Genomic DNA, 22,362 nt, shown 5'->3' with positions numbered 1-22,362 from the left:
ACAGGGAGAGGCGCGTATGGTACGCCAACGGCAGGCCGATCTGCTGCTGATTGCCGCGACGGTGATTGCCGCCTGCGGCTGGATTTTTTCCCGCGAGGCGATCGCCGGCATGCCGGTATTCGCGTTCCTTGGGCTGCGCTTTTTCTTCGCCGCGCTGCTGCTGCTGCCGTTTTGCCGCGGGTTTCGCCCGCAAAAGCAGCACTGGCCAAAGCTCATCATCAGCGGGCTATGGTTTGCGCTCAACCTCTGCCTGTGGATCTACTCGGTCTCCACGACGGCGTCGCTCGGCGAAGGGGCGTTTATCATGAGCCTGTCGATGATGTTCGTCCCGCTGACCGCGTGGGTGATGATGAAGGTGCGTCCGCCGCGGGCCTGGTGGGAGTGCCTGCCGATCGCGGTGGTGGGCCTGGGCCTGCTCAGCCTGCACATGCCGATAGTCTTCCATCCCAGCCAGGGCTGGTTTTTGCTGACGGCGCTAGTGCAGTCCATCTGGTTCTGTTACACCAGCCGCTGCGCGCGTGAAGTCCCGCTGATCCCCCTGACCACCGTCCAGCTGGCGATCACGGGTATCGTCGGGTTGACCCTCTCCGCTGCCGTTGAACGCTGGGACCAGCCGATGACCCTGCCGACCTTCGGCTGGCTGGTGGCCAGCATTGTCATCGCCACCAGCCTGCGCTTCGGTCTGCAGATGAAGGGGCAGAAGTACGCGGCGGTGGCCAGCGCGGCGATCATTATGGTGCTCGAACCGCTGCTGACGGTCATTGCCGCCGCGCTGTGGTATGGCGAACAGCTGCCGCTGCAGAAGATTATCGGCGGCGTACTGATCCTGGTTGCCCAGCTGTGGTTCCGCTGGCGGATGCTTAAGCCGTAGCCTGCCCGGTGCGCGGTTGCGCCATCAATTGCAGCAGCGGCACCAGCGACAGCCCGTCCGGCATTTCGCCGCGGGCGATCAGCTGGTTTATCTCCTCAAAGGTAAACCAGCCGGTTTCCATCACTTCATCCTGATCCGCATCCATCCCCACCCAGCGTAAACCGGTGGCCAGCCAGGTGATAAACAGCTGGTCGCTGCTGCCGTAGGAGGGGTTGAAGCGAATGATCTCCTCGACGCGTTGCGCCTGCCAGCCGGTCTCTTCCCGCAGCTCGCGCAGCGCGGCCGCCGCCGGATCTTCCCCTTCGTCAACGCCGCCTGACGGAATGGCCCACACCACCTTGTCGATCAGGTAGCGGTAGTGGCGAATCAGCAGCACTTTGTCATCCTGGATAGCCACAATCCCCACCGCCGGGCGCGGATAGTGAATGGCGTAAAAGTCGCGGCGCTCGCCGGGGGCGATATCAATACCCACCTTGCGCATGCTGAACCACGGCGTCTCGGCGATGACCTGCGGGTCGTGCATATCGGCGGCGGTCAGTTTTTTCTTCATCCTGCCACTCCTGTCAAAAATGGAGCCTTCAGAACAACATAGCCGGAGGCGGATAGCAATCGCCGCAGGTTGGCCCGATTTCATCGATCCTTGCCCAAATGCCCCTATTGCGCCAGGCTGGTACTCAGTACGATGTTCGTCAAATCACCCCCCCTGAGGAACGCCAACATGAACATCACCCATATCCGTAACGCGACCCAGATTATTGAATACGCCGGGAAAAAGTTTCTGATCGATCCGATGCTGGCGGACAAGGGCGCCTGGCCGGGTTTTCCGGGCACCGCGCGCAGCGAGCTGCGCAACCCGCTGGTGGCGCTGCCTTTTTCCCGCGATAAAATCATCGACGTTGACGCGGTGATCGTCACCCATACCCATGACGATCACTGGGACGAGGCGGCGATCGCCGCGATCCCGAAAACCCTGCCGGTGTTCGTCCAGCACGAAGCCGACGGCGCGTTGCTGCGCAGCCAGGGTTTCCAGGATATCCGCCTGCTGACGGCAGACAGCGAATTTGCCGGCGTGCGCCTGCTGAAAACCACCTCCGGCCAGCACGGCAGCGATCGCACCTACGCGGTGCCGGCGATGGCCGAACGCCTGGGCGAGGCCTGCGGCGTGCTGTTTCGCCATCCGCAGGAGAAGACGCTGTGGCTGGTGGGGGATACCATCTGGCGTGATGAAATTGCAGCCGACCTGCTGAAGCTGCGCCCGGACGTGGTGGTCCTCAACGCCGGCTACGCCCACGTCATCGGCTTTGGCCCGATTATCATGGGCAAAGAGGATCTCCTGAACGTACACTTCACCCTGCCGGAAGCGAAAATCATGGCGATTCACCTGGAAGCGGTCAACCACTGCCTGGTGAGCCGGGAAGAGATGCGCCAGTATGCGCTGGATAATCAGATAGCCGAGGTAGTGTGTATCCCGCAGGATGGGGAAACCGTGGTTTATTAACGTGCGCAAGGGGAAGGAACGATGAAACTCACCGACGTGGCGATTGTCGCCGTAGAGGGCTTTAGCCCGTTTCATTACGCCGTTCCCTGCATGCTGTTTGGCGATTCGGTCTCTGAAAGCAAACGCTTTAACCTGCACATTTGCGCCGAGCGGCCGGGGCTACTGCGCGCCCGCGACGGCTTTGCGCTGTACGCCAGCGGCGATTTCGCCGTGCTGGAACAGGCGGATATCGTGGTGGTGCCTTACTGGGGCGAGGTTGACCGGCGCCCGCCGCAGGCGCTGCTTGATAGCCTGGTGCGGGCCCGGAATAACGGCGCGGAAATCGTCGGTCTGTGCCTCGGCGCGTTCGTCCTGGGCTACGCCGGGCTGCTGGACGGGAAACGCGCGGCGACCCACTGGGAGTTTGAGCAGGATTTTCAGCGTCGGTTTCCGCAGGTGCGGCTGGATATCAACGCCCTGTATGTCGACGACCAGCGGATCATTACTTCGGCGGGCACCGCGGCGGCGCTGGACTGTTGCCTCTACATCATCCGCCAGCGTTTCGGCAGCCTCGCGGCCAACCAGATCGCCCGGCGGCTGATTGTTTCACCGCACCGCGAGGGCGGCCAGGCGCAGTTCATCGCCCAGCCGGTGCCGAAAAACACCCGCGATGCGCGAATCAACTGCCTGCTGGATTATCTGCAGCAGCATATTGCCGAGCCGCATAATCTCGATTCGCTGGCCCGGGTGGTGGCGATGAGCCGCCGCAGCCTGACCCGCCACTTCGCCCGGGCGACCGGGATGAGCATTACCGACTGGCTGACCGCCGAACGCCTGCGCCGCAGCCAGAGCCTGCTTGAGGCGGGCGATCTGCCGGTTGAGCAGGTGGCGGAGGCGGTGGGTTATCTCTCTGCCGTCACCTGGCGTCAGCAGTTTAAAGCGCGCTTTGGCGTCAGTCCGACCGAATGGCGGCGTACCTTTCGCCGCGGCGCTTAGCCGGCGAGGGTCGCGCTGTCGATCACGAAGCGGTATTTCACGTCACCCTTGACCATTCTTTCCCAGGCTTCGTTGATCTCATCGCCGCGGATCAGTTCGATATCGGCGACGATGCCGTGTTCAGCGCAGAAGTCGAGCATCTCCTGAGTTTCCGCGATCCCGCCAATCATCGACCCGGCAATCGACCGGCGGCGGATGATCAGATTGAACACTTCCGGCGACGGATGCGGCGTGGCCGGAGCGCCCACCAGCGTCATGGTGCCATCGCGCTTCAGCAGCGTGGTGAAGGCATCGAGATTATGCGGCGCCGCCACGGTGTTGAGGATGAAATCGAAGCTTTTGACGTGGGCCGCCATTTCGTCTTCGTTACGCGACACCACCACCTCATCGGCGCCCAGCGCTCTGGCCGCATTACGCTTGGATTCGGAGGTGGTAAAGGCCACCACGTGAGCCCCCATGGCGTGGGCCAACTTGATTCCCATATGCCCAAGGCCGCCGATGCCGACCACGCCGACTTTTTTACCCGGCCCGGCGTGCCAGTGGCGCAGCGGCGAGTACGTCGTGATCCCGGCGCACAGCAGCGGCGCGACGGCGGCCAGCTGCGCTTCGGGATGGGTTATCCGCAGCACGTAGTGTTCTTTAACCACGATCTGCTGTGAATAGCCGCCCAGGGTGTGGCCCGGCGCGTCCTGGGTCGGTCCGTTGTAGGTCAGCACCATATGGTCGCAGTAGTTCTCCAGCCCCTCAGCGCACTCCTCGCACTGTTGACAGCTATCGACCATGCAGCCGACGCCCACCAGATCGCCGACGGCGTAGCGCGAGACAGCGTCGCCGACCGCGGTGACCCGGCCCACAATTTCATGCCCCGGCACGCAGGGATAGAGCGTTCCCGCCCATTCCGATCGCGCCTGGTGGAGATCGGAGTGGCAGACGCCGCAGTAGGCGATGGCGATCTGCACATCCTGCGGCCCCGGTTCACGGCGGGTGATGGCCATTGATTCCAGCGGCTGGCTGGCGGAGTAGGTACCTATAGCGTTGATCAGCATAGCGAAACCTCTTGATCGAATAGAGCGGGAGATGGATGCGGGTGGTCAGTGGCATCGATAAGGGTAGCCTGGACTGGGAGAGATGCGAGGGGGAAAGCGGCATCAGGCACGGCGTAAGCGAGCGAGTCGCCGGAGTCGCAATTTATAAGACAGGTTTATCATTTAAGCGGCTAAGCCGTATAAATATTTACGAAAATTATTGTTTTTTAGTGATGGAAAATCGAGGTAAACCGCTTATGCCGATAATAATGCTTACACTCTTTTTATTATGGAAACGACTTGGTTTTTATTCATGATTGCGCGTGTTGATACTATTACCGCTGAAAATCATGCCCTTCAACCTGACTTAATGACACAACACGATGTCGAAACCTGACGCCAACGGCCAGAATTCCCGCTCATTACCCTCTTTTTTTTATGGACGACGGACAAAACCGTTACCTGCGGTGGAATCCATATTATCCGCGTTCCGGCCTGTCAGCACCCCTTTTGAACTGGCGCAGTCAAACTATTACCATTTTCCCTTGGCCCAAAGCGAATCCGGCTTCATTCTCCTCGAAGAAGGCGTGGCTTCAGTTTGCTTTGCGGAAAATCAACTGGTGATATCGACGATCCTCGCCCCGGCAATATTGGGATTAATTGATAATTATGGCGTGTTTAACGGGCTCCCGGATAAACGCCACTGTTCTCTGTTTGCTGAGACGGATTTAAGCGGGCGCTGGATAGCGCATCAGGCCGCGGTCAATATCCTGAATGAGAAAAACCTGTGGCAGGAGATGGCCCATATCCTGACGCAGCGGTTGATGGTGTTGAGCATGCGCGAGCAGGAGCTGCTGGGGGTGGACTCTTACCAGATGGTGCGCATCCTGTTAATGGAGCTGGCGGTCTATTCGGAGACGTATCGTAGACAGATCAATGTATTAAGGTTTATCCAGCGGCGTACCAACCTGTCGCGTAGCCGCATTATGTCGATTCTGTCGGAGCTGCGCAAAGGCGGTTATATTATTATCCACCGCGGGGTGTTGATGACTATCGCCCAACCGCTTCCCGCCAATTTTTGAGCCTGGCAGGCGAAGGGCGTGATTTGTCGCCCCCCACCTGCTGGTCCGCTTAGGGCTCAATCGCCGTCAGGTAGTCCAGCCGCAGCGGCTCAGCCAGCAGACGCTCCATCTGCATAACAAACGCCTGAAAATAGGGCATCTCTACATGCGCATCAAGGGCGTCCTGCCCACGCCACGCTTCGCGCATGTAGAAAGTGTCCGGCGCGTCGCGCAGCTGGAACAGCGCGTAGTCGAGATTACCCGGCTCCTGTCTTGTCGGCAGGAGCAGCTTCTGCAGGGCCTGGCGCAGCGCGTCCGTTTGGCCTGGTTTCGCCTTGAGCACGGCGAGCAGGGTTATCATCTTAAAATCCCTCCAGCACAATCTTGCCCACCGCGCGTCCGGTTTCCAGCTGGCGATGCGCTTTCTGCAGATTGTCGGCAGTGATGGCGCCGTAGTGTTCGCCGAGGGTGGTTTTGATCGTGTGGTTGTCGATCAGGGCCGCCACGCGGGTCAGCAGCTGATGCTGGGCGATCATGTCATCCGTCTCAAACATTGAGCGGGTGAACATAAATTCCCAGTGCAGGGAGAGGCTTTTGGCTTTCAGCGGCACCACGTCCAGGGTCTCCGGATCATCAATCAGCGCCAGCTTGCCCTGCGGGGCGAGGGCGTCAATCAGCGCATTGAAGTGCTGGTCGGTGTTGGTCAGGCTGGCGACATGGGTCACCGCGTTGATGCCGATACGCGCCAGCTCGTCGGCGAGCGGCTTGCTGTGATCGATAACATGGTGCGCGCCCGCCTCGCGGACCCACCGTTGACTCTCCGGACGCGAAGCGGTGCCGATCACCGTCATGGCGGTCAGTTTGCTGGCCAGCTGGGTCAGGATCGAGCCCACGCCGCCCGCCGCGCCGACGATCAGCAGCGTGTCGCCCGCGTTACCGCCTTCCGCGACGCCGAGACGGTGAAACAGCAGCTCCCAGGCGGTGATCGCCGTCAGCGGCAGCGCGGCGGCGGAGGCGTTATCGAGGGTGCGCGGTTTGTGCGCCACCAGGCGCTCATCCACCAGCTGATATTCACTGTTGCTGCCGGCCCGGCCCAGGGCGCCGGCGTACCAGACCTCATCGCCTGGCGCGAACAGCGTCACTTCCTCGCCGACGGACTGCACCACGCCAACGGCGTCCCAGCCCAGCACCCGCGGCGTGTCGCCCCGGAAGCCGGCGCGCACTTTGGTGTCTACCGGATTGACCGAGACCGCCTTCACGGCAACCAGCAGGTCACGCCCGTGGGCGGAGGGGACCGGCAGGTCGATCTCGGTTAAAAAAGGGATATTGTCGCCGTCAGCGGCGGCTTGAGTAATGGCGATAGCTTTCATAACTGCTCCGGTCTGTGAATCGGGTGAATAAAGCGATGACGCGATAGTAGACCGGTGCCGGGAGGGGAAAAACGGGTTAACGGCAATAACAGTTATATGCAGAAAGTGAAAATCAGCCCACCTGATAGAAATCGAGCATCACCCCATCCTGAGTACGCCCGCCGGCGCAGATAAACAGCGAGGTGGTTAGCCAGCTGAGCGCGGGGGTATCCACCTCGAAGGTGGGGACGGTGCGAAAATAGATATCTTCCGGCGGAATAGTGCTAAAAAAGCGCATATCGTCGGCGAACAGTTGGTCATGATAGTGGGCCGGCACCCGGCGGATACCGTTGTTTTCCACGTACACCGTCCCTTCCTCCACCTGCAGGGCATAGCGGGCGGATAGCCTGCATGTGCCGTCGGGCCCGATAATCTGGCTATCGACGCCGCCGGGCAGCACGTGGCCGCGCAGTTGACCCGAGACGCTGCCGCCGAGAATCGGGATCAGCTGGCGCTTGCCGGTCTGCGGACTGCGGGAGACTATCACCGGTTTATCAACCTGTATGGTAATGGAAAAACAGTGTCTCAGTTCGGGGGTCATCATGGCTCTCCTGTTTCGGTTGGCAACGGCACGCGGCCTTTGCGCCAGTGTAACGGGTTTGCAGGAGACAAAATAACGCAGGGTTTGGATGAAAATGATTGGCTGAGATGATGGGTTTTGCGACTCAGTTTGGTTGGGCGTGGCTGTGGGCGAGCAGAGGCAAACTGGCGGAAGATCACAGGAGTTGAACCTGCCCGGGACCGCTGGCGGCCCCAACTGGATTTGAAGTCCAGCCACCTCACCGGAGATGACGATCTTCCGCGCCTCGATTGCTACATGGAGGCGGGGCGCATTATAGCTACTTTCAGCCGTTTACCACATACCTGAACGCACTTTTTTACTGTTAAAACTGGACTTTGCAGAACAGTCTGAGACAAATCCGTTCAAAATCCATGAGTTACACTTTTTCATACTCTTTTCAGGCTAACGCGATCGCAAAATACATGAAACATATTCTGATAATGACCTAATTCATCTTCCTGCGGCAAAGGCTGATAAAAAATGTAACCGGTACCCATCTGTGGTGCCGCCAAGGGAATTGTGCCCATATGAAAGATCCTGTTTTGTCCGTCAAAGAGAAAATTGGCTACGGCATGGGCGACGGCGCCACCCTCACCATTATTCTCGCCTTGTTCACCCTCGTTCCGGCGGAGAGGGTTTTTTTATTCCATTTTTGTACAAAAAGTAACATTCATTTCAGTCTGGTGACTCAGGCCGCAGACGCTATTCCTGAACGGTGATAGCGTATGCTGCCGCTGAGAGGAGCCCGCCATGGACTTAGAAAATATCTTTCGTGACGTGAAGCTAAGCAAAACGGAAATGACCGTGCTGCGCTTTATCCAGAACGACCCGGAGCTGTGTATCCGCCAGGGGATCCGCGCCGTGGCGGAGCAGTGCTACAGTAATCCCTCCTCGCTGGTGCGGTTGGCGAAAAAGCTTAAGTTCAGCGGCTGGCTGGAGCTGGTCTATTTCATCAAGTTCAATATCACCATGCCGAAGCTCGATGTCACCAACGATATCGACTATATGAGCATTCAGCCGGCGGAGGCGCTGACGCCGCTGCTGGCAAGCCTCGCGCAGCAGCGCGTCCTGATCCACGGCAGCGGTTTTTCGCAGTTGATTGCCCAGTATATTTATAACAAGTTCCTCGTCACTGGGGTGAATGCCAGCCTGGCGCTGTGGCCGGATTACGAAATCCTTGAGCAGAAAAACGCCGCTCGCTTCGACTCCATCTGGATCATTTCTAAATCCGGGCGCAGCAGCTCGGCGCTCAACTGGGTGAAGGCCATGGAGGGGAAGGAGATCAACCTGGTCTGCTTTACCGGCGATTATCAGAGCCCGCTGGCGCAGGCTGCGGATACGGCGTTTATCATTCACGATCCGCAGAAGTTCGACGATGATATTTACTGGAGCAACCCGTTTTTCGGCTACTGCATCCTAGGCTTTGAGCGGCTACTGAAGATGTGGTTTACCCGCGCACCTGGCAATAGGTAGCTCCGCTAAGCGCAGTGCCGCCGGGCAATATATCAGGCGCCGCGCCACCATGTTGCCGGGTGGCGGCTGCGCCTTACCCGGCCTACGCCTCCAGGTCCGGTCAGTGATTTACCGCCAGGCGGCGAACTGCTTATCGTCGAGATAAGCTTCGACCAGGGTTTTCGCCAGCGACCAGGAACCGATCAGCGGGTGCGCCATCAGCGCCCGCACCGCCAGCGACTTATCCTGCTGCAGGATCGCCGCTACCGCCAGCCGCTCATACTCTTTCACGCAGGAAATCATATTCTTCTGCGCCGTCGGCACCTTCGTCGGCGTGACCGGCTTCAGGCCCTCCCGGCTCAGGTCGCAGCTGATCTCAATCACGTCGTCAGGGCGCAAAAAGTCGAGCGTGCCATTATTCTGGATCGACACCACGATCCGCTTGGTGGTGGTGCTGTTCACCGCTTCCAGAATATCCAGCGCCACCCCGGCATAGCCGCCGGTGTCCGGCTCTTCGATAAACTGCCGCAGCGTCAGCGGCTCGCGGGTATGAAATTTCTCCTGCCGGGATTCGTTCTGCATATAGCTGTTTTCCCGGCGCAGGTAGTGCTGCATCCAGATATTGAAGGCGGCTTCCGGCTGCGTTCTGGCATCCACGGTGCGCAGCGCCTGGCGCATCTCCTGATTGATACGGGCGATTTGCTCCCCGCGCGTTTCGCCTGCCCCCTGAATCGCCTTCAGCGCCTCGTCGCGATAGTAGTAATAATAGAGATATTCGTTGAGTAACTGGTTATCGCACAGCCGCACCAGCTCGGGTGAGAAGTACTGCATCGCGGTCTTCTGGTACAGCGCCGGGCTGGCGATCAGCCGCTCGGTCACCGCTTCCCCGCGCACGGTGAAGTGGGTAAACCAGGAGAAATGGTTCAGCCCATAGCATTCCACGCTCAGGTCGCGCTCCTCACAGCCGAGGATCGCCGGCAGTTCACGAATCAGCTCGGAAGGCGCATCGCAGATCCCATAGACCCGACGCTTAAAGCCGGACTTGACGATCGCTTCCGTCACCAGGCCTGACGGGTTGGTAAAGTTAAACAGAATGGCGTCTTCGGCGGCATGGGCCTCGATCAGCCGGCAATAGTCGAGGATCGCCGGGATCGAGCGCATGGCCATCGCGAAGCCGCCGGCGCCGGTGGTCTCCTGGCCGAGGGTGTTATGTTGCAGCGCAATGCGCTCGTCGCGAATGCGGCTTTCATCGCCGCCGACCCGCAGGGTGGTAATAATATAATTGGCGTTTTGCAGCGCCGCGACCGGGTCGGTGGTGGTCGTGAAATGAATATCCGGGCGAATGGTCGTAAATACATAGCGGGCGATTTCGCCGAATATCGCCAGATTATCCGCAGAGTTATCGAGAAAAACCACCTCCGTTAAACCAATGCGGTGAGCATTATAGGCCAGAGATTTCGCTAAAAATGCAGAGCGAACGCCGCCCCCGCCTAATACGGTTAATTTCATACAAACTCCTCATTAATTTTCTGCTAACCAGTTATCAACCCGGGAACGTACCTGTCCCACTTTTACGCCATAAATAACCTGAACTTCATTACGATTGCGCACCACGCCGTTGGCGCCGGTATTTTTTAATTGCGCGTCATCAACTTGCGCCATATCGCGCACGGCTACGCGCAGACGAGTAAAACAATTATCGACGGAGAGAATATTCTCCTTGCCCCCGAGGCCGCGGATAATGTCATCGGTAACCGACTGCGGCTGCGCGACTTTCTGGCGGTACTCCGCTTTGCTGTAGAGCTTCACGCTCTCGTCATCTTCCCGGCCCGGTGTTTTCAGATTCAGCCTCACCACCAGGGTGCGGAAAATCACGTAGTAGACGGCGAACTGGCCGATCCCGATAAGGACATATCCCGGCCAGCGCGTTAAGGAGACCGGCAGCGGCAGGTTATAGATCAGAAATTCGATCAGGCCCGATGCGCCCCAGGGGCGTACGGTGAAGAGGTCGCAAATGGCCTGCGAGGCGGCGGTTAACGTCGCATGGATCACCCACAGCAGCGGCGAGACAAACAAAAAGGTGAACTCAATCGGCTCGGTGATGCCGGTCAGCATGGAGGTGATAATCGCCGGCAGCAGAATCGCCTTAGCCATTACTTTTTTCTCCGGCTTCGCGGTGTGGTAGAACGCCAGCGAGGCGCCGGCGAGGCCGAAGATGGTGGTCATCCCTTGCTGTGAGAAGCGTAGGGCTTCATTCATCACCGGGGTCAGATCCGGGTGGCGCATATAGGCGAGGAAAATGGCCTGGGTACCGGAGACCACCTGGCCGTCCACGTTCAGGGTGCCGCCAATCTGGGTGAGCTGGAAGGGGGACCAGACAAAATGGTGCAGGCCGGTCGGGATAAGAAATTTTTCAAAGAAACCATAGACGAAGACCCCGGCGACCCCGGCATTTTTCATAAAGCCGGTGAGGGCGGAGATGCCGTGGGTCATAAACGGCCAAATCCAGGTAAAGGCGATGGCGTAGAAGATAACCACCGGCGTCATCGCCACCAGCGTCAGCTTGGCGCCGCCGTACATCGACAGCGCGCCGGGCAGGTCAATGGTAGAGACTTTATTGTGCACCCACGCGATGGTGCAGCCGAGAATAATGCCAAGGAAAACGCCCATATCCACCACCACAAAGCCCAGCAGCTGGGTTTGCCCGGTGCCATAATATTCACCGTTAATTTTTTCGGCGAGTCCGTGAGTGTGTTCCAGCCAGGAGTGGTTGGCGCCAAGAAACATAATGAAGCACATCACCGCAACCAGCGCGACTTCGGTTTTTTTATCTTTTGCCAGACCATAGCTAATGCCGACGCAAAATAATAAGCCGAGGTTGCCAAATAAAGGCCAAAAGGTGTCGCCGAGCATCTGCCCAAGCTGGTGCAGGAAACTGGTTTCAGCAATTAATGTCGGATTAGTTAATACTGAACTGAGGGCCAGAATTAAGCCAATGACCGGCAAGAACAATACGGCGCCGATCATGGCCCGGGAGAATTTTTGCATATTCTCCAGAATACGCTGACGTATTTCAGGCATGATTGATCCTTTTATATTTTTGTAGGGACAGGGAGCGGTTTTTTATCGACTTCCAGTATTTTGGTTATAGCAACTCTGATATTTGAAGGGAACCAGTAGCGGTAAATAGGCACAGATAGCCGCTTATTGCACACAGGTTTCAGAATGCCTGCAGACCCTCTCCCTGACAGGGAGAGGGCGTAGCCAGAGCGGCGTTTTTGCTGAGAAGCCTTCCCTCTTCCGTGGGGGAGAGGGTGATGGGATATCGCTATGGCGTGACGGGAGCGGGCGCTGGCGCGGCGGGGGCGGTATTGACCTCGCCGTTGCGCATCGTTTGCGCCACCTGCTGTTTCTCCATGTTCACGGCGCTAAGCTGTGCGTTGACCGTCGGCTTGAGCGGGGCATCGGCCTGCACGCTGCCGCTGGCGGTCAGCTGGAGATTGCCATCCCCGCTGATGGGGAGCGAAGGCCAGCCCCAGGCCTGCAGAATATTCAGCGGCACGCCGCGGCCGTTCAAGCTCAGATTGACCTGGCGCTGCGGCAGCTGGGATACCGCGGCGGTGGCCTGCAGAATACCGCGCTCGGTGAACGCGCTGAGCTCAGTGATATTGAGCGTCGACGCCGTGGCGCTCAGCTTGAGTGAAGGGCGGCGCACGTCAATTCGGTTAAAGGTTGCCGCCGCGGCGTTCAGCGTCGCGCTACCGTTCCACACCCCCCAGCTGCCGTTTTTCACCAGCTGAAGCTCGCCGCCATAGCCATCGAGAGCGGTAATTTGCCATGGGAAGGCAGGGTCCACATCGATGATCAGGTTGCGGCTGGCGCTGAATTTTTTCAGCGTCAGGCTTTGCAGCCAGGCCGGCAGCGGCGTCATCCACAGCGGCTTCCAGTTCGCCGGCAGCGTGTACTCCAGCCCGGCGAAGGCGGTGTCGTCGAGCACCAGCGCGTTACCGGCGCGCAGCCAGTTGCCGGAGGTTCGCACCATGCCGCCCTCCCAGCGCGAGGAGAACTGGCGCAGGGCAATCCCCTGGGGTGAAAATTCGGCATTCACGATCGGGTCGAAAAAGTGCAGCGAGCCGTAGATAAATTCGCTGGCATTCATCGACAGCGTGCCGTCCTGGCTCTGCCAGCCGCCGTGGCTGAGCGTCAGGTTGCGCAGGTTCAGGTCGAGGTCGGTTACCGCCCAGTCCGGCCCCTGCAGGCGGGCGTCGGTGATATCCAGGCGGCCAATCTGCAGAGAGGGGACCGTGGTTAACGGCGCGAAAAAGTCGGCCAGCGAGGCGGCGCTCTGCAGTCGGATCTCATTTAGCTGAAGGTTATCCACCAGCCAGCTGCCGTCGGCGCTGCGTTTCGCATTGCCGCTTAAGGTGCCGCGGGCGACATCGGCGCCGAGGGTGGAGAGGGTGACCTCGCCCTGATCAATCTTGCCCTGAATCAGGACGTTGCTGGCTTCGACGCCGTTGAGCGTCATTGAACCCGCGCTCATCTGGATCTGTGCCGTTTTCCCCAGCACATTGCCTGCCTCCGGCGCCCATGGGCTGACGCCGCCGGTGACGCGCTGCGCGCTGAGCGCCCAGCCGGTTTCCGGACTATTGAAAGCCATATTGCGCAACATCAGCCGGTCGGCAGCGAACGGCAGGTCGGCAGAGTGGGGGGACAGATTCAGGGTGCCGTCGTTAAGGACAATCTCATCCGCATGCAGCGGGTCGCTAAACTGGCGGGTGCTGAAACCAATATCGACCGTTTTCGCCACCAGGGTTGCCGGCTTACCTTCCCGGCCAAAGGTGACGTTTTGCAACTGCACATGCAGAGGGGAGGAGAAATCATGATCCATCGCATCGAAGGAGACCTGCCAGCCGGTGCCATTGCTGAGCCAGGCGCTGGCCTGGCGGGCGCCCCAGTGGGTTTGCAGCAGGAACCACGCGCCAACCATGACGAGCAGCAGAGCGACTAGCAGCCAGAGAATCAGCTTTCCAAGAAATTTCATGGTCTTCCACTCTGTGAGATGCACATAACCGTGTTATGCCCGATTTAGGCGCACTTCTCAAGGCAGGCGTGGTTTATTTCCGTGACGGAGCAGGCGGTGGAGGACAACAGGGGGGCGTCCCGGCCGATGGCACGACCGGGGGCGCGTTAAATCAGGCTTTTTCCGGCGGGAAAATTAAATTCAGAACAATCGCCGTGATACCGCCGGCGGCGATGCCGGAGGAGAGCAGATTCTTCAGCCAGTCCGGCGCGAACTGCAGGATCAACGGCTGTTGCGACACGCCGAGGCCCACCGCCAGCGACAGGGCGATAATCAGGATCGCCCGGCGATTCAGCGGCTCGCGGGAGACGATGCGCACGCCGGACGCGGCGATGGTGCCGAACATCACCAGCGTGGCGCCGCCGAGCACCGGCTCAGGGATATGCTGTACGAAACCGCTCACCGCCGGGAACAGCCCGAGGACGATCAGCATCAGCGCCACCACAAAGCCGACGTAGCGGCTGGCGACGCCGGTCAGCTGGATCACGCCGTTGTTCTGGCCGAAGCAGGAGTTCGGGAAGGTGTTGAAGACCGCGGAAACAAAGGAGTTGAGGCCGTTAGCCAGCACGCCGCCTTTCAGGCGTTTCATATACAGCGGACCGGAGACCGGCTGCTCGGAGACATCGGAGGTGGCGGTGATATCGCCGATGGTTTCCAGGGAGGTGATCATAAACACCAGCATCAGCGGCAGCAGCAGGCTCCAGTCGATGCCGAGGCCATAGTACAGCGGCGTCGGAACGGTGATGAGGCTGCTGTTGGTCGGGGCGGTGTTGGCCGGCAGCATATCGAGGAACCACGCCGCCAGATAGCCCGCCGCCATGGCAATCACCAGCGAAGCGATGCGCAAATAGGGATTACGCTGGCGGTTGAGAATGATGATCAGCGCCAGCACGATGCCCGCCAGCAGCAGGTTCTTCGGCGCGCCGAAGGTGTGGTCGGCCATCGCCGCGTAGCCGCCGCCGATGGAGGTCAATCCGACCTGAATCAGCGACAGGCCGATAATCATCACCACCACGCCGGAGACCAGCGGGGTAATGATGCGGCGCGCCAGATGCAGGACGCGGGAGAGAACCATTTCCGTGCAGCTGGCCAGCATCAGGGTGCCGAACAGGGCGGCCATCATTGTCGGGACGTCGGCGCCGCCGGTTTTCAGCGCGGTGCCGCCCATGATGAGTGGGGCGACAAAGTTGAAGCTGGTGCCCTGGATGGAGAGCAGTCCGGAACCGACCGGGCCCCAGGCTTTGATCTGAATAATGGAGGCCACGCCCGAGGCGAACAGCGACATGCTGATGATATGTTGGGTATCTTGCGCCGGGAGACCGAGAGCCTGGCAGATTAACAGCGCCGGGGTGATCACCGCGACAAACATCGCCAGCAGGTGCTGGAAGGCGGCGAACAGGGTTTGCGGTAGCGGTGGGCGATCTTCGAGGCGGTAGATTAATTCGCTGGCTGGTTTATGCGCAACCGGTTGCGCATTTTCTGACTCTGCGGTGTTAACGGACATCACAAGCAATCCCAAGGTGGCAAAGCGGGAATTTTATCGGACTGTAGACCAAAAGCAAACGTTTGCCAGCGTTTGCCCATAAAAATTTATGCCGTGAATATGCGCAACGAGATAATTAACATTTTGTATGCTAAATCGCATCATTCAGGATACAAAATATGTTTTTCTGTCATTTTTTCCGCCGTTCTGCGTAAAATCCCCCTCTGACTCCTCATGATGAGAAGCTAAAGACACCAGGAATATCGTCGCGTGTGAATGGATCATGCGCCATAAGGAGCTTTTTATGTTTCATCTCGATACCTTATCGACGCTCGTTGCCGCAACGCTTGTGCTGTTACTCGGCAGAAAACTCGTCCAAACCGTTCCCCTCCTCAAGCAATACACCATTCCTGAACCTGTTGCCGGCGGTCTGCTGGTGGCGCTGGCGCTGCTGGTGCTAAAAAAAAGTATGGATATCGAAATTGATTTCGATATGAGCCTCAAAGATCCGCTGATGCTGGCGTTCTTCGCCACCATCGGGCTTAACGCCAACCTCGCCAGCCTGCGGGCGGGCGGCAAGGTGCTGGGTACCTTTCTGATTGTGGTGGTTGGTCTGCTGCTGCTGCAGAACGCCCTCGGTATCGGCATGGCGAAGCTGCTGGGGCTGGATCCGCTGATGGGTCTGCTGGCCGGCACTATCACCCTTTCCGGCGGCCACGGCACCGGCGCGGCGTGGAGCAAGCTGTTCGTTGAGCGCTATGGTTTTGCCAATGCCACGGAGGTGGCGATGGCCTGCGCGACCTTCGGCCTGGTGCTCGGCGGTCTGATCGGCGGGCCGGTGGCGCGATACCTGGTGAAGCACTCTTCCTCTCCTGACGGGACGCCGGACGATCAGGTGGCGCCGACCGCCTTTGAAAAGCCGGACGTAGGGCGGGTGATCACGTCGCTGGTGCTGATCGAGAGTATCGCCCTGATCGCCATCTGTCTGACGCTGGGCAAGGTGGTTGCGCAACTGCTGGCGGGCAGCGTCTTTGAGCTGCCGACCTTCGTCTGCGTGCTGTTTATCGGCGTGATCCTTAGCAACAGCCTGGCGCTGGCGGGGTTGTATCGGGTGTTCGATCGCGCGGTGTCGGTGCTGGGCAACGTCAGCCTGTCGCTGTTCCTCGCCATGGCGCTGATGAGCCTCAAATTGTGGGAGTTGGCCTCCCTGGCGCTGCCGATGATTATTATCCTGGCGGTCCAGGCGTTGGCGATGGCGCTGTATGCGGTGTTCGTCACCTACCGGATGATGGGCAAAAACTACGATGCCGCGGTGCTGGCGGCGGGCCACTGTGGGTTTGGTCTGGGGGCAACGCCGACGGCGATTGCCAATATGCAGGCGATTACCGACCGTTTTGGCCCGTCGCACATGGCCTTCCTGGTGGTGCCGATGGTGGGGGCGTTCTTTATCGATATCGTCAACGCGCTGGTGATTAAGCTGTTTCTGCTGCTGCCGGTGTTTGGCTGATAAAAACCCGGAGGCGGTGCGCTACCTGATTATGCGGTCTGCGGGCTGTGTAGCCCGGGTAAGGCGTTTACGCCGCAACCCGGGGATACCCCGGGATTTATGCGTTGGCGCGGCTTCTCCCCGGCTCGCGCTACGCTTAGCCGGGCTACGGGGTGTGCGGCCTGCTGGTTGTATCCCGGCCAAGGCGTTTACGCCGCCAGCCGGGAATACCTCAACAATCTTACGCTTCGTCGTGCTCTTCCCACGCCAGGGCGCGTTTCACCGCTTTCTTCCAGCCGCTGTAGCGATAGTTGCGCTCGGTGGTTTCAATGCCCGGGCGGAATTCGCGCTCAATCACCGCTTTCTCCTGCAGCTCATCAAGGTTCTGCCAGAAGCCGACCGCCAGCCCGGCCAGATAGGCGGCGCCCAGGGCTGTGACTTCGCGCACTTCCGGACGCTCCACACGGGTGCCGAGGATATCGGACTGGAACTGCATCAGGAAGTTGTTGGCCACCGCGCCGCCGTCCACGCGCAGGGCGTGCAGACGGATACCGGAGTCAGCCTGCATTGCTTCCAGCACGTCGCGGGTCTGATAGGCGATGGACTCCAGCGTCGCACGGATAATGTGGTTCGAGTTCACGCCGCGGGTGAGGCCGAAAATCGCGCCGCGGGCATACGGGTCCCAGTAGGGCGCGCCAAGACCGGTGAACGCGGGCACGACATACACGCCGTTGGTGTCCTTCACTTTGGTGGCGAAGTACTCGGAGTCGAACGCATCGCTGATGAGCTTCATCTCGTCGCGCAGCCACTGAATGGAGGCGCCAGCCATAAACACCGCCCCTTCCAGAGCGTAGTTCACCTCGCCGCGCGGACCGCAGGCGATGGTGGTCAGCAAACCGTGAGTGGAGGTCACCGCTTTTTCGCCGGTGTTCATCAGCATAAAGCAGCCGGTGCCATAGGTATTTTTCGCCATCCCTTCTTTAACGCACAGCTGGCCGAACAGGGCCGCCTGCTGGTCACCGGCGATCCCGGCGATAGGAATACGGGTCCCGCCTTTACCACCGATGTTGGTCTGGCCGTACACTTCGGACGACTTGCGCACTTCCGGCAGCATGGCGCGCGGAATATCCAGCGCGTCGAGCATCTTGTCGTCCCAGTCCAGGTCGTGGATGTTGAACAGCATGGTGCGCGAGGCATTGGTGTAGTCGGTGACGTGCACGCGACCCTGGGTCATCTTCCAGATAAGCCAGGTGTCCACGGTGCCAAACAGCAGCTCACCGCGCTTCGCACGCTCACGGGAACCTTCGACATGGTCGAGGATCCATTTCACCTTGGTGCCGGAGAAGTAGGGGTCCACCACCAGGCCAGTGGCCTTGCGGATATACTCCTCCATCCCGTCACGCTTGAGCTGCTCGCAGATCTCTGCGGTGCGGCGGCACTGCCAGACGATGGCGTTATAGATCGGTTTGCCGGTCTCACGCTCCCACACCACCACGGTCTCACGCTGGTTGGTGATACCGATGGCCGCGATCTGATCGGAGTTGATATCCGCTTTGGCCAGCGCTTCGACCAGCGTCGAGCTTTGGGACGCCCAGATTTCCATCGGGTCGTGTTCGACCCAGCCTGGCTTAGGATAAATTTGTTCGAATTCTCGCTGGGAGACGCTGACGATATTGGCATCATGATCCATCACAACGGCCCGGGAGCTGGTAGTGCCCTGGTCAAGCGCAACGATATATTTTTTGTCGGTCATAGTCGGTGTCCCGTAGTCAGATTACAGCGAAGCTTTATGTTGAGTGGTGGAAGAGGAGGGGCTCTGTTGCTCTTCGTCCACGCAGGTGTCGCAAGGCAGGTGGCGGCCAATCAGCTTACGATAGCTGAACGCGCCCAGCGCCGCGCCGACCACCGGTGCGCACAGCGGCACCAGGAAATAAGGAATATCTTTGCCGCCGGTGAAGGCGACATCACCCCAGCCGGCCAGCCAGGCGAAGGCTTTCGGGCCGATATCACGCGCCGGGTTCATGGCGAAGCCGGTCAGCGGGCCCATGGAGGCGCCAATCACCGCGATCAGCAGGCCGATCAGCAGCGGCGCCAGCGGGCCGCGCGGCACGCCGTTGCCATCGTCGGTCAGCGCCAGGATGACGCCCATCAGGATAGCGGTAATCACCATCTCTACCGCGAAGGCCTGCACAAAATTGATATGCGGGTTCGGGTAAGTGGAGAAGATGCCAGCCAGATCAAGGCTTTCCACGCTGCCGCGTACCATATGGTGGGTGGTTTCATAATCGAGGAAAAGATTGTAATAAAGCCCGTAAACTAATGCCGCAGCGCAAAAGGCGCCAGCGAATTGCGAAATAATAAAAGGAACCACTTTGCGGCCATCGAAGCAGGCGAACAGCCAGAGCGCGATGGTCACCGCAGGGTTAAGGTGCGCACCGGATACCCCGGCGGTCAGGTAGATCGCCATGGCGACGCCCAGACCCCAGATGATGCTGATTTCCCATTGTCCGAAGCTGGCTCCCGCGACCTTGAGCGCAGCCACGCACCCAACGCCGAAAAAGATCAACAACCCGGTACCGAGGAACTCTGCGATGCACTGGCCTTTTAAGGTTGATGTTTGGCTCATAATCGAATCCTGAAGCGTGGTGATGATTATTGTATGTAGGGCGGTCACAGACGACCATATTGCCATGTAGGCATAGTGTTAATTTATCGTTAACGAGCAAAAACGAGAAATATCGAACTTCAAATGTGTGTACCACGTCAAGAAAATGAGCGTTTTCGCGCCATTCGCGCGCATTGAGCGCGCTGCCGGAGCGTTTCACCTCGCATTTTGTTAACCATAAAATTAACAATGGCTCATGAAGTACGAGCGAACTGCGCTGAAAGTACCAGGTAAAGACTGAAAAGTGTTGCAAACCGCAATCTGCGCGGCTTGCCGCTGGACAGGGGAGGCGGGGATTCATACAATCGACGATAACACCGCTATGTGCGCTAATTTTCGTTAAGGCGGGACCGCGTATACGAAACACCAGTTTCTATCAACGCCTTGCAAGTTCAGGAGAGGTATGACGATGTCATTAGAAGTGTTTGAGAAATTAGAATCTAAGGTTCAGCAGGCGATTGATACCATCACTCTGTTGCAGATGGAAATCGAAGAGCTGAAAGAAAAGAACAACACCCTGGCGCAGGAAGTTCAGAGCGCGCAGCATGGTCGTGAAGAGCTGGAGCGCGAAAACAGCCAGCTGAAAGAGCAGCAGCAGGGCTGGCAGGAGCGTCTGCAGGCGCTGCTGGGCCGCATGGAAGAAGTCTAATCGCTTCGCGCCCTCTCCCGCCAGGGAGGGGGTGATCCTTATCCCTTCCTTTATTCTCGCAAGTTATAGCCAATCTTTTTTTATTCTTTAATCATTGAATCGCTTTCTGGCACGCTTAGCCCATCACAACACGACATAAAGAGAGCGGTGCGATGAATAAGTGGGGCGTAGGGTTAACTCTGTTGCTGGCATCCGCCAGCGTTCTGGCAAAAGACATTCAGCTATTAAACGTATCTTATGATCCAACGCGCGAGCTGTACGAACAGTACAACAAAGCGTTCAGCGCGCACTGGAAGCAGGAGACCGGCGACAACGTGGTGATCCGCCAGTCGCACGGCGGCTCCGGCAAACAGGCGACCTCGGTGATTAACGGTATTGAAGCGGATGTGGTTACGCTGGCGCTGGCCTACGACGTCGACGCGATCGCCGAGCGCGGTCGTATCGATAAAAACTGGCTGAAGCGCCTGCCGGATAACTCCGCGCCCTATACTTCCACCATCGTGTTCCTCGTCCGTAAGGGCAACCCGAAACAGATCCATGACTGGAACGACCTGATCAAACCGGGCGTGTCGGTCATTACCCCGAACCCGAAAAGCTCCGGCGGCGCTCGCTGGAACTACCTGGCGGCCTGGGGCTATGCCCTGCATCAGAACCATGGCGACCAGGCGAAAGCCCAGGAGTTCGTCAAGGCGCTGTATAAAAACGTGGAAGTGCTGGACTCCGGCGCGCGCGGTTCGACTAATACCTTCGTAGAACGTGGGATCGGCGATGTGCTGATCGCCTGGGAAAACGAAGCGCTGCTGGCGACCAACGAACTGGGCAAAGACAAGTTTGAAATCGTGACTCCGAGTGAGTCGATTCTGGCTGAGCCGACCGTTTCGGTGGTCGATAAAGTCGTGGATAAGAAAGGCACCCGCCAGGTGGCGGAAGCGTACCTGAAGTATCTCTACTCGCCGGAAGGCCAGGAGATTGCGGCGAAGAACTTCTACCGTCCGCGCGATCCGAACGTGGCGAAGAAATATGCTAATGAATTCCCGAAACTGAAGCTGTTCACCATCGATCAGGAGTTCGGCGGCTGGACGAAAGCGCAGAAAGCGCACTTCTCCAACGGCGGCACCTTCGACCAGATTAGCCAGCGTTAAACCTCTCCAGCCCCGCTCCGGCGGGGCTTGCTGCCATCGCCCTGCAGCGGCTGTGCTTGCGCGGGCCTTCAGGCCGCCAGCGTAGCCCGGGCAACGCGCCAGACGCCATCCGGAAAAGCGCCCCGCCCGTCATCTGTTTTCATTTAGTCATCAAATTACGTTACTCTTCTGCTTCAGGCTTAACAGGGAATGAAAATGAGAAGAGTAAGATACTTTTTGCTGGCGCTGCTGGTGGCGATCCTCGCGGCGCTGGCCGGCGGCTACTACTGGCTGCACTCTGGCAACCCGGACGCGTTGCGCAAGATTGTTCTGCAGCAGTGCGTTCCCCATCAGCAACAGCAGCAAAACCCGTCGCCGTGCGCCGAAGTGAACCTCAAGGGCGGCTATGTGCTGTTTAAAGACCGTAACGGCCCGCTGCAGTATTTGCTGATGCCGACCTACCGCATTAACGGCACCGAAAGCCCGCTGCTGTTGGATCCGCTGACGCCCAACTTCTTCTGGCAGGCCTGGCAGGGGCGTGAAATCATGAGCCAGCGCCACGGCGCGCCGGTTCCGGATAACGCGGTATCGCTGGCAATCAACTCGCGCAGCGGACGCACGCAAAACCATTTCCATATTCATATCTCTTGCCTGCGCCCCGATGTGCGCGCGCAGTTAGATAAGGATGCGGCGGCGATCAGCAGCCGCTGGCTGCCGCTACCGGGTGGGCTTGAGGGCCATGAATACCTGGCGCGCCGGGTGACGGAGGCGGAGCTGGCCCAGCGCAGCCCATTCCTGATGCTGGCGGAAGAGGTGCCGGAGGCGCGTCAGCATATGGGACGCTTCGCGCTGGCGATGGCCCAGCAGAGCGACGGCTCGCTGGTGCTGCTGGCGACGGAGCGTAACCTGCTCTCCCTGAACCGGGCCTCGGCGGAAGAGATTCAGGATCATCGCTGTGCCATCCTTAACGCAAACCACTAGTTCTGGCGTTTACCTGTCTTACCTGTCGTCGTATTCTTGCT

21 protein-coding genes and 1 tRNA gene are annotated in these 22,362 nt (G+C 59.0%); 10 read left to right on the top strand and 12 right to left on the bottom strand.

The genetic code is table 11. The features are described 5' to 3' along the window. Positions 1-16: 16 nt before the first annotated feature. Entirely contained in the window at positions 17-871 is an 855-nt protein-coding gene (locus ABLU95_RS12745) for a DMT family transporter (protein WP_023291399.1), read from the top strand. Here the strand turns inward: ABLU95_RS12745 and ABLU95_RS12740 are convergent. Continuing rightward, positions 861-1,421 (bottom strand): NUDIX hydrolase, encoded by a 561-nt coding sequence (locus ABLU95_RS12740; RefSeq protein ID WP_072421076.1) that lies wholly within the window; start codon positions 1,419-1,421, stop codon positions 861-863. The genes ABLU95_RS12745 and ABLU95_RS12740 overlap by 11 nt on opposite strands. A gap of 168 nt (positions 1,422-1,589) precedes the next feature. On the opposite strand from ABLU95_RS12740, the gene ABLU95_RS12735 reads away from it, so the two are divergent. Beyond that, a complete protein-coding gene (locus ABLU95_RS12735; protein ID WP_023291397.1) occupies positions 1,590-2,369 on the top strand; it encodes an MBL fold metallo-hydrolase in 780 nt (259 codons plus the stop codon). 21 nt (positions 2,370-2,390) lie between these two features. Beyond that, entirely contained in the window at positions 2,391-3,344 is a 954-nt protein-coding gene (locus tag ABLU95_RS12730; RefSeq protein ID WP_086075622.1) for a helix-turn-helix domain-containing protein, read from the top strand. On the opposite strand, the gene ABLU95_RS12725 is transcribed toward ABLU95_RS12730, so the two are convergent. Then, positions 3,341-4,390, bottom strand: a complete 1,050-nt coding sequence (locus ABLU95_RS12725) for an NAD(P)-dependent alcohol dehydrogenase (RefSeq protein ID WP_044525064.1) — start codon at positions 4,388-4,390, stop codon at positions 3,341-3,343. The genes ABLU95_RS12730 and ABLU95_RS12725 overlap by 4 nt on opposite strands. A 362-nt stretch (positions 4,391-4,752) precedes the next feature. Here ABLU95_RS12725 and ABLU95_RS12720 point away from each other — a divergent pair, with 362 nt between their 5' ends. Further along, positions 4,753-5,451, top strand: coding sequence for a winged helix-turn-helix transcriptional regulator (locus ABLU95_RS12720; RefSeq protein ID WP_023291394.1), 699 nt, complete (start codon positions 4,753-4,755; stop codon positions 5,449-5,451). 49 nt (positions 5,452-5,500) lie between these two features. On the opposite strand, the gene ABLU95_RS12715 is transcribed toward ABLU95_RS12720, so the two are convergent. The 4 genes from ABLU95_RS12715 to ABLU95_RS12700 all read right to left on the bottom strand — a co-directional run bounded on the left by ABLU95_RS12715 (position 5,501) and on the right by ABLU95_RS12700 (position 7,640). Then, positions 5,501-5,791 (bottom strand): putative quinol monooxygenase, encoded by a 291-nt coding sequence (locus ABLU95_RS12715; RefSeq protein WP_032454386.1) that lies wholly within the window; start codon positions 5,789-5,791, stop codon positions 5,501-5,503. A 1-nt stretch (position 5,792) separates the two neighbouring features. Then, positions 5,793-6,800 carry a zinc-binding alcohol dehydrogenase family protein gene (locus ABLU95_RS12710; RefSeq protein WP_023291392.1) on the bottom strand — a complete coding sequence of 336 codons (1,008 nt, stop codon included), beginning with the start codon at positions 6,798-6,800 and terminating at the stop codon, positions 5,793-5,795. Between the two features lie 112 nt (positions 6,801-6,912). Next, positions 6,913-7,380 (bottom strand): DUF3237 domain-containing protein, encoded by a 468-nt coding sequence (locus ABLU95_RS12705; RefSeq protein ID WP_032454383.1) that lies wholly within the window; start codon positions 7,378-7,380, stop codon positions 6,913-6,915. Positions 7,381-7,545: 165 nt separating this feature from the next. Next, positions 7,546-7,640: transfer RNA gene (locus ABLU95_RS12700), tRNA-Sec, on the bottom strand. Between the two features lie 288 nt (positions 7,641-7,928). On the opposite strand from ABLU95_RS12700, the gene ABLU95_RS12695 reads away from it, so the two are divergent. Together ABLU95_RS12695 and ABLU95_RS12690 are read left to right on the top strand one after the other, a co-directional pair. Beyond that, positions 7,929-8,120, top strand: coding sequence for a hypothetical protein (locus ABLU95_RS12695; protein ID WP_048335595.1), 192 nt, complete (start codon positions 7,929-7,931; stop codon positions 8,118-8,120). Positions 8,121-8,151: 31 nt separating this feature from the next. Continuing rightward, positions 8,152-8,874: an SIS domain-containing protein gene (locus ABLU95_RS12690; RefSeq protein WP_023291388.1), complete on the top strand. Its 723-nt coding sequence runs from the start codon at positions 8,152-8,154 to the stop codon at positions 8,872-8,874. Positions 8,875-8,982: 108 nt separating this feature from the next. On the opposite strand, the gene ABLU95_RS12685 is transcribed toward ABLU95_RS12690, so the two are convergent. The 4 genes from ABLU95_RS12685 to ABLU95_RS12670 all read right to left on the bottom strand — a co-directional run bounded on the left by ABLU95_RS12685 (position 8,983) and on the right by ABLU95_RS12670 (position 15,440). Continuing rightward, positions 8,983-10,362: a glycoside hydrolase gene (locus tag ABLU95_RS12685; protein WP_048335591.1), complete on the bottom strand. Its 1,380-nt coding sequence runs from the start codon at positions 10,360-10,362 to the stop codon at positions 8,983-8,985. A 12-nt stretch (positions 10,363-10,374) separates the two neighbouring features. Beyond that, complete coding sequence (locus ABLU95_RS12680; protein ID WP_048335589.1) at positions 10,375-11,934, bottom strand: PTS transporter subunit EIIC; 1,560 nt, start codon at positions 11,932-11,934, stop codon at positions 10,375-10,377. Between the two features lie 247 nt (positions 11,935-12,181). Then, positions 12,182-13,897: an AsmA family protein gene (locus tag ABLU95_RS12675; protein ID WP_348879685.1), complete on the bottom strand. Its 1,716-nt coding sequence runs from the start codon at positions 13,895-13,897 to the stop codon at positions 12,182-12,184. Positions 13,898-14,048: 151 nt separating this feature from the next. Then, entirely contained in the window at positions 14,049-15,440 is a 1,392-nt protein-coding gene (locus ABLU95_RS12670) for a uracil-xanthine permease family protein (RefSeq protein WP_004150226.1), read from the bottom strand. A 283-nt stretch (positions 15,441-15,723) separates the two neighbouring features. Between ABLU95_RS12670 and gltS the strand changes: the two genes are divergently transcribed. Then, the gene (gene gltS / locus ABLU95_RS12665) at positions 15,724-16,926 is read left to right on the top strand and encodes a sodium/glutamate symporter (RefSeq protein ID WP_023291383.1); all 1,203 of its coding nucleotides are present in this window, start codon (positions 15,724-15,726) and stop codon (positions 16,924-16,926) included. Positions 16,927-17,146: 220 nt separating this feature from the next. On the opposite strand, the gene glpK is transcribed toward gltS, so the two are convergent. Together glpK and ABLU95_RS12655 are read right to left on the bottom strand one after the other, a co-directional pair. After that, positions 17,147-18,658, bottom strand: a complete 1,512-nt coding sequence (glpK, locus tag ABLU95_RS12660; protein ID WP_004873089.1) for a glycerol kinase GlpK — start codon at positions 18,656-18,658, stop codon at positions 17,147-17,149. A gap of 21 nt (positions 18,659-18,679) precedes the next feature. Continuing rightward, the gene (locus ABLU95_RS12655; protein WP_012967047.1) at positions 18,680-19,531 is read right to left on the bottom strand and encodes an MIP/aquaporin family protein; all 852 of its coding nucleotides are present in this window, start codon (positions 19,529-19,531) and stop codon (positions 18,680-18,682) included. Positions 19,532-19,973: 442 nt separating this feature from the next. Here ABLU95_RS12655 and zapB point away from each other — a divergent pair, with 442 nt between their 5' ends. The 3 genes from zapB (at position 19,974) to ABLU95_RS12640 (ending at position 22,321) form a co-directional block, all read left to right on the top strand. Further along, a complete protein-coding gene (zapB, locus tag ABLU95_RS12650; RefSeq protein ID WP_086075620.1) occupies positions 19,974-20,219 on the top strand; it encodes a septal ring assembly protein ZapB in 246 nt (81 codons plus the stop codon). Positions 20,220-20,371: 152 nt separating this feature from the next. Continuing rightward, positions 20,372-21,361 (top strand): sulfate ABC transporter substrate-binding protein, encoded by a 990-nt coding sequence (locus ABLU95_RS12645; RefSeq protein ID WP_023291381.1) that lies wholly within the window; start codon positions 20,372-20,374, stop codon positions 21,359-21,361. Between the two features lie 189 nt (positions 21,362-21,550). Next, the gene (locus ABLU95_RS12640) at positions 21,551-22,321 is read left to right on the top strand and encodes a CDP-diacylglycerol diphosphatase (protein ID WP_072199002.1); all 771 of its coding nucleotides are present in this window, start codon (positions 21,551-21,553) and stop codon (positions 22,319-22,321) included. Positions 22,322-22,362 lie beyond the last annotated feature (41 nt).

Source organism: Klebsiella sp. GG_Kp146, assembly GCF_040061975.1.
GTDB lineage: Bacteria > Pseudomonadota > Gammaproteobacteria > Enterobacterales > Enterobacteriaceae > Klebsiella > Klebsiella quasipneumoniae.
This window is presented reverse-complemented; position numbering and strand designations above follow the sequence as displayed.

What these genes read in the sequence shown, in the direction of transcription:
- ABLU95_RS12730 (WP_086075622.1), top strand. Translation starts at nt 2,391, where the DNA reads ATGAAACTCACCGACGTGGCGATTGTCGCCGTAGAGGGCTTTAGCCCG.
- ABLU95_RS12675 (WP_348879685.1), bottom strand. Translation starts at nt 13,897, where the DNA reads ATGAAATTTCTTGGAAAGCTGATTCTCTGGCTGCTAGTCGCTCTGCTG.
- ABLU95_RS12715 (WP_032454386.1), bottom strand. Translation starts at nt 5,791, where the DNA reads ATGATAACCCTGCTCGCCGTGCTCAAGGCGAAACCAGGCCAAACGGAC.
- ABLU95_RS12725 (WP_044525064.1), bottom strand. Translation starts at nt 4,390, where the DNA reads ATGCTGATCAACGCTATAGGTACCTACTCCGCCAGCCAGCCGCTGGAA.
- ABLU95_RS12655 (WP_012967047.1), bottom strand. Translation starts at nt 19,531, where the DNA reads ATGAGCCAAACATCAACCTTAAAAGGCCAGTGCATCGCAGAGTTCCTC.
- ABLU95_RS12705 (WP_032454383.1), bottom strand. Translation starts at nt 7,380, where the DNA reads ATGACCCCCGAACTGAGACACTGTTTTTCCATTACCATACAGGTTGAT.
- gltS (WP_023291383.1), top strand. Translation starts at nt 15,724, where the DNA reads ATGTTTCATCTCGATACCTTATCGACGCTCGTTGCCGCAACGCTTGTG.
- ABLU95_RS12690 (WP_023291388.1), top strand. Translation starts at nt 8,152, where the DNA reads ATGGACTTAGAAAATATCTTTCGTGACGTGAAGCTAAGCAAAACGGAA.
- ABLU95_RS12670 (WP_004150226.1), bottom strand. Translation starts at nt 15,440, where the DNA reads ATGTCCGTTAACACCGCAGAGTCAGAAAATGCGCAACCGGTTGCGCAT.
- zapB (WP_086075620.1), top strand. Translation starts at nt 19,974, where the DNA reads ATGACGATGTCATTAGAAGTGTTTGAGAAATTAGAATCTAAGGTTCAG.
- ABLU95_RS12680 (WP_048335589.1), bottom strand. Translation starts at nt 11,934, where the DNA reads ATGCCTGAAATACGTCAGCGTATTCTGGAGAATATGCAAAAATTCTCC.
- glpK (WP_004873089.1), bottom strand. Translation starts at nt 18,658, where the DNA reads ATGACCGACAAAAAATATATCGTTGCGCTTGACCAGGGCACTACCAGC.
- ABLU95_RS12735 (WP_023291397.1), top strand. Translation starts at nt 1,590, where the DNA reads ATGAACATCACCCATATCCGTAACGCGACCCAGATTATTGAATACGCC.
- ABLU95_RS12695 (WP_048335595.1), top strand. Translation starts at nt 7,929, where the DNA reads ATGAAAGATCCTGTTTTGTCCGTCAAAGAGAAAATTGGCTACGGCATG.
- ABLU95_RS12710 (WP_023291392.1), bottom strand. Translation starts at nt 6,800, where the DNA reads ATGAAAGCTATCGCCATTACTCAAGCCGCCGCTGACGGCGACAATATC.
- ABLU95_RS12685 (WP_048335591.1), bottom strand. Translation starts at nt 10,362, where the DNA reads ATGAAATTAACCGTATTAGGCGGGGGCGGCGTTCGCTCTGCATTTTTA.
- ABLU95_RS12645 (WP_023291381.1), top strand. Translation starts at nt 20,372, where the DNA reads ATGAATAAGTGGGGCGTAGGGTTAACTCTGTTGCTGGCATCCGCCAGC.
- ABLU95_RS12740 (WP_072421076.1), bottom strand. Translation starts at nt 1,421, where the DNA reads ATGAAGAAAAAACTGACCGCCGCCGATATGCACGACCCGCAGGTCATC.
- ABLU95_RS12720 (WP_023291394.1), top strand. Translation starts at nt 4,753, where the DNA reads ATGTCGAAACCTGACGCCAACGGCCAGAATTCCCGCTCATTACCCTCT.
- ABLU95_RS12745 (WP_023291399.1), top strand. Translation starts at nt 17, where the DNA reads ATGGTACGCCAACGGCAGGCCGATCTGCTGCTGATTGCCGCGACGGTG.
- ABLU95_RS12640 (WP_072199002.1), top strand. Translation starts at nt 21,551, where the DNA reads ATGAAAATGAGAAGAGTAAGATACTTTTTGCTGGCGCTGCTGGTGGCG.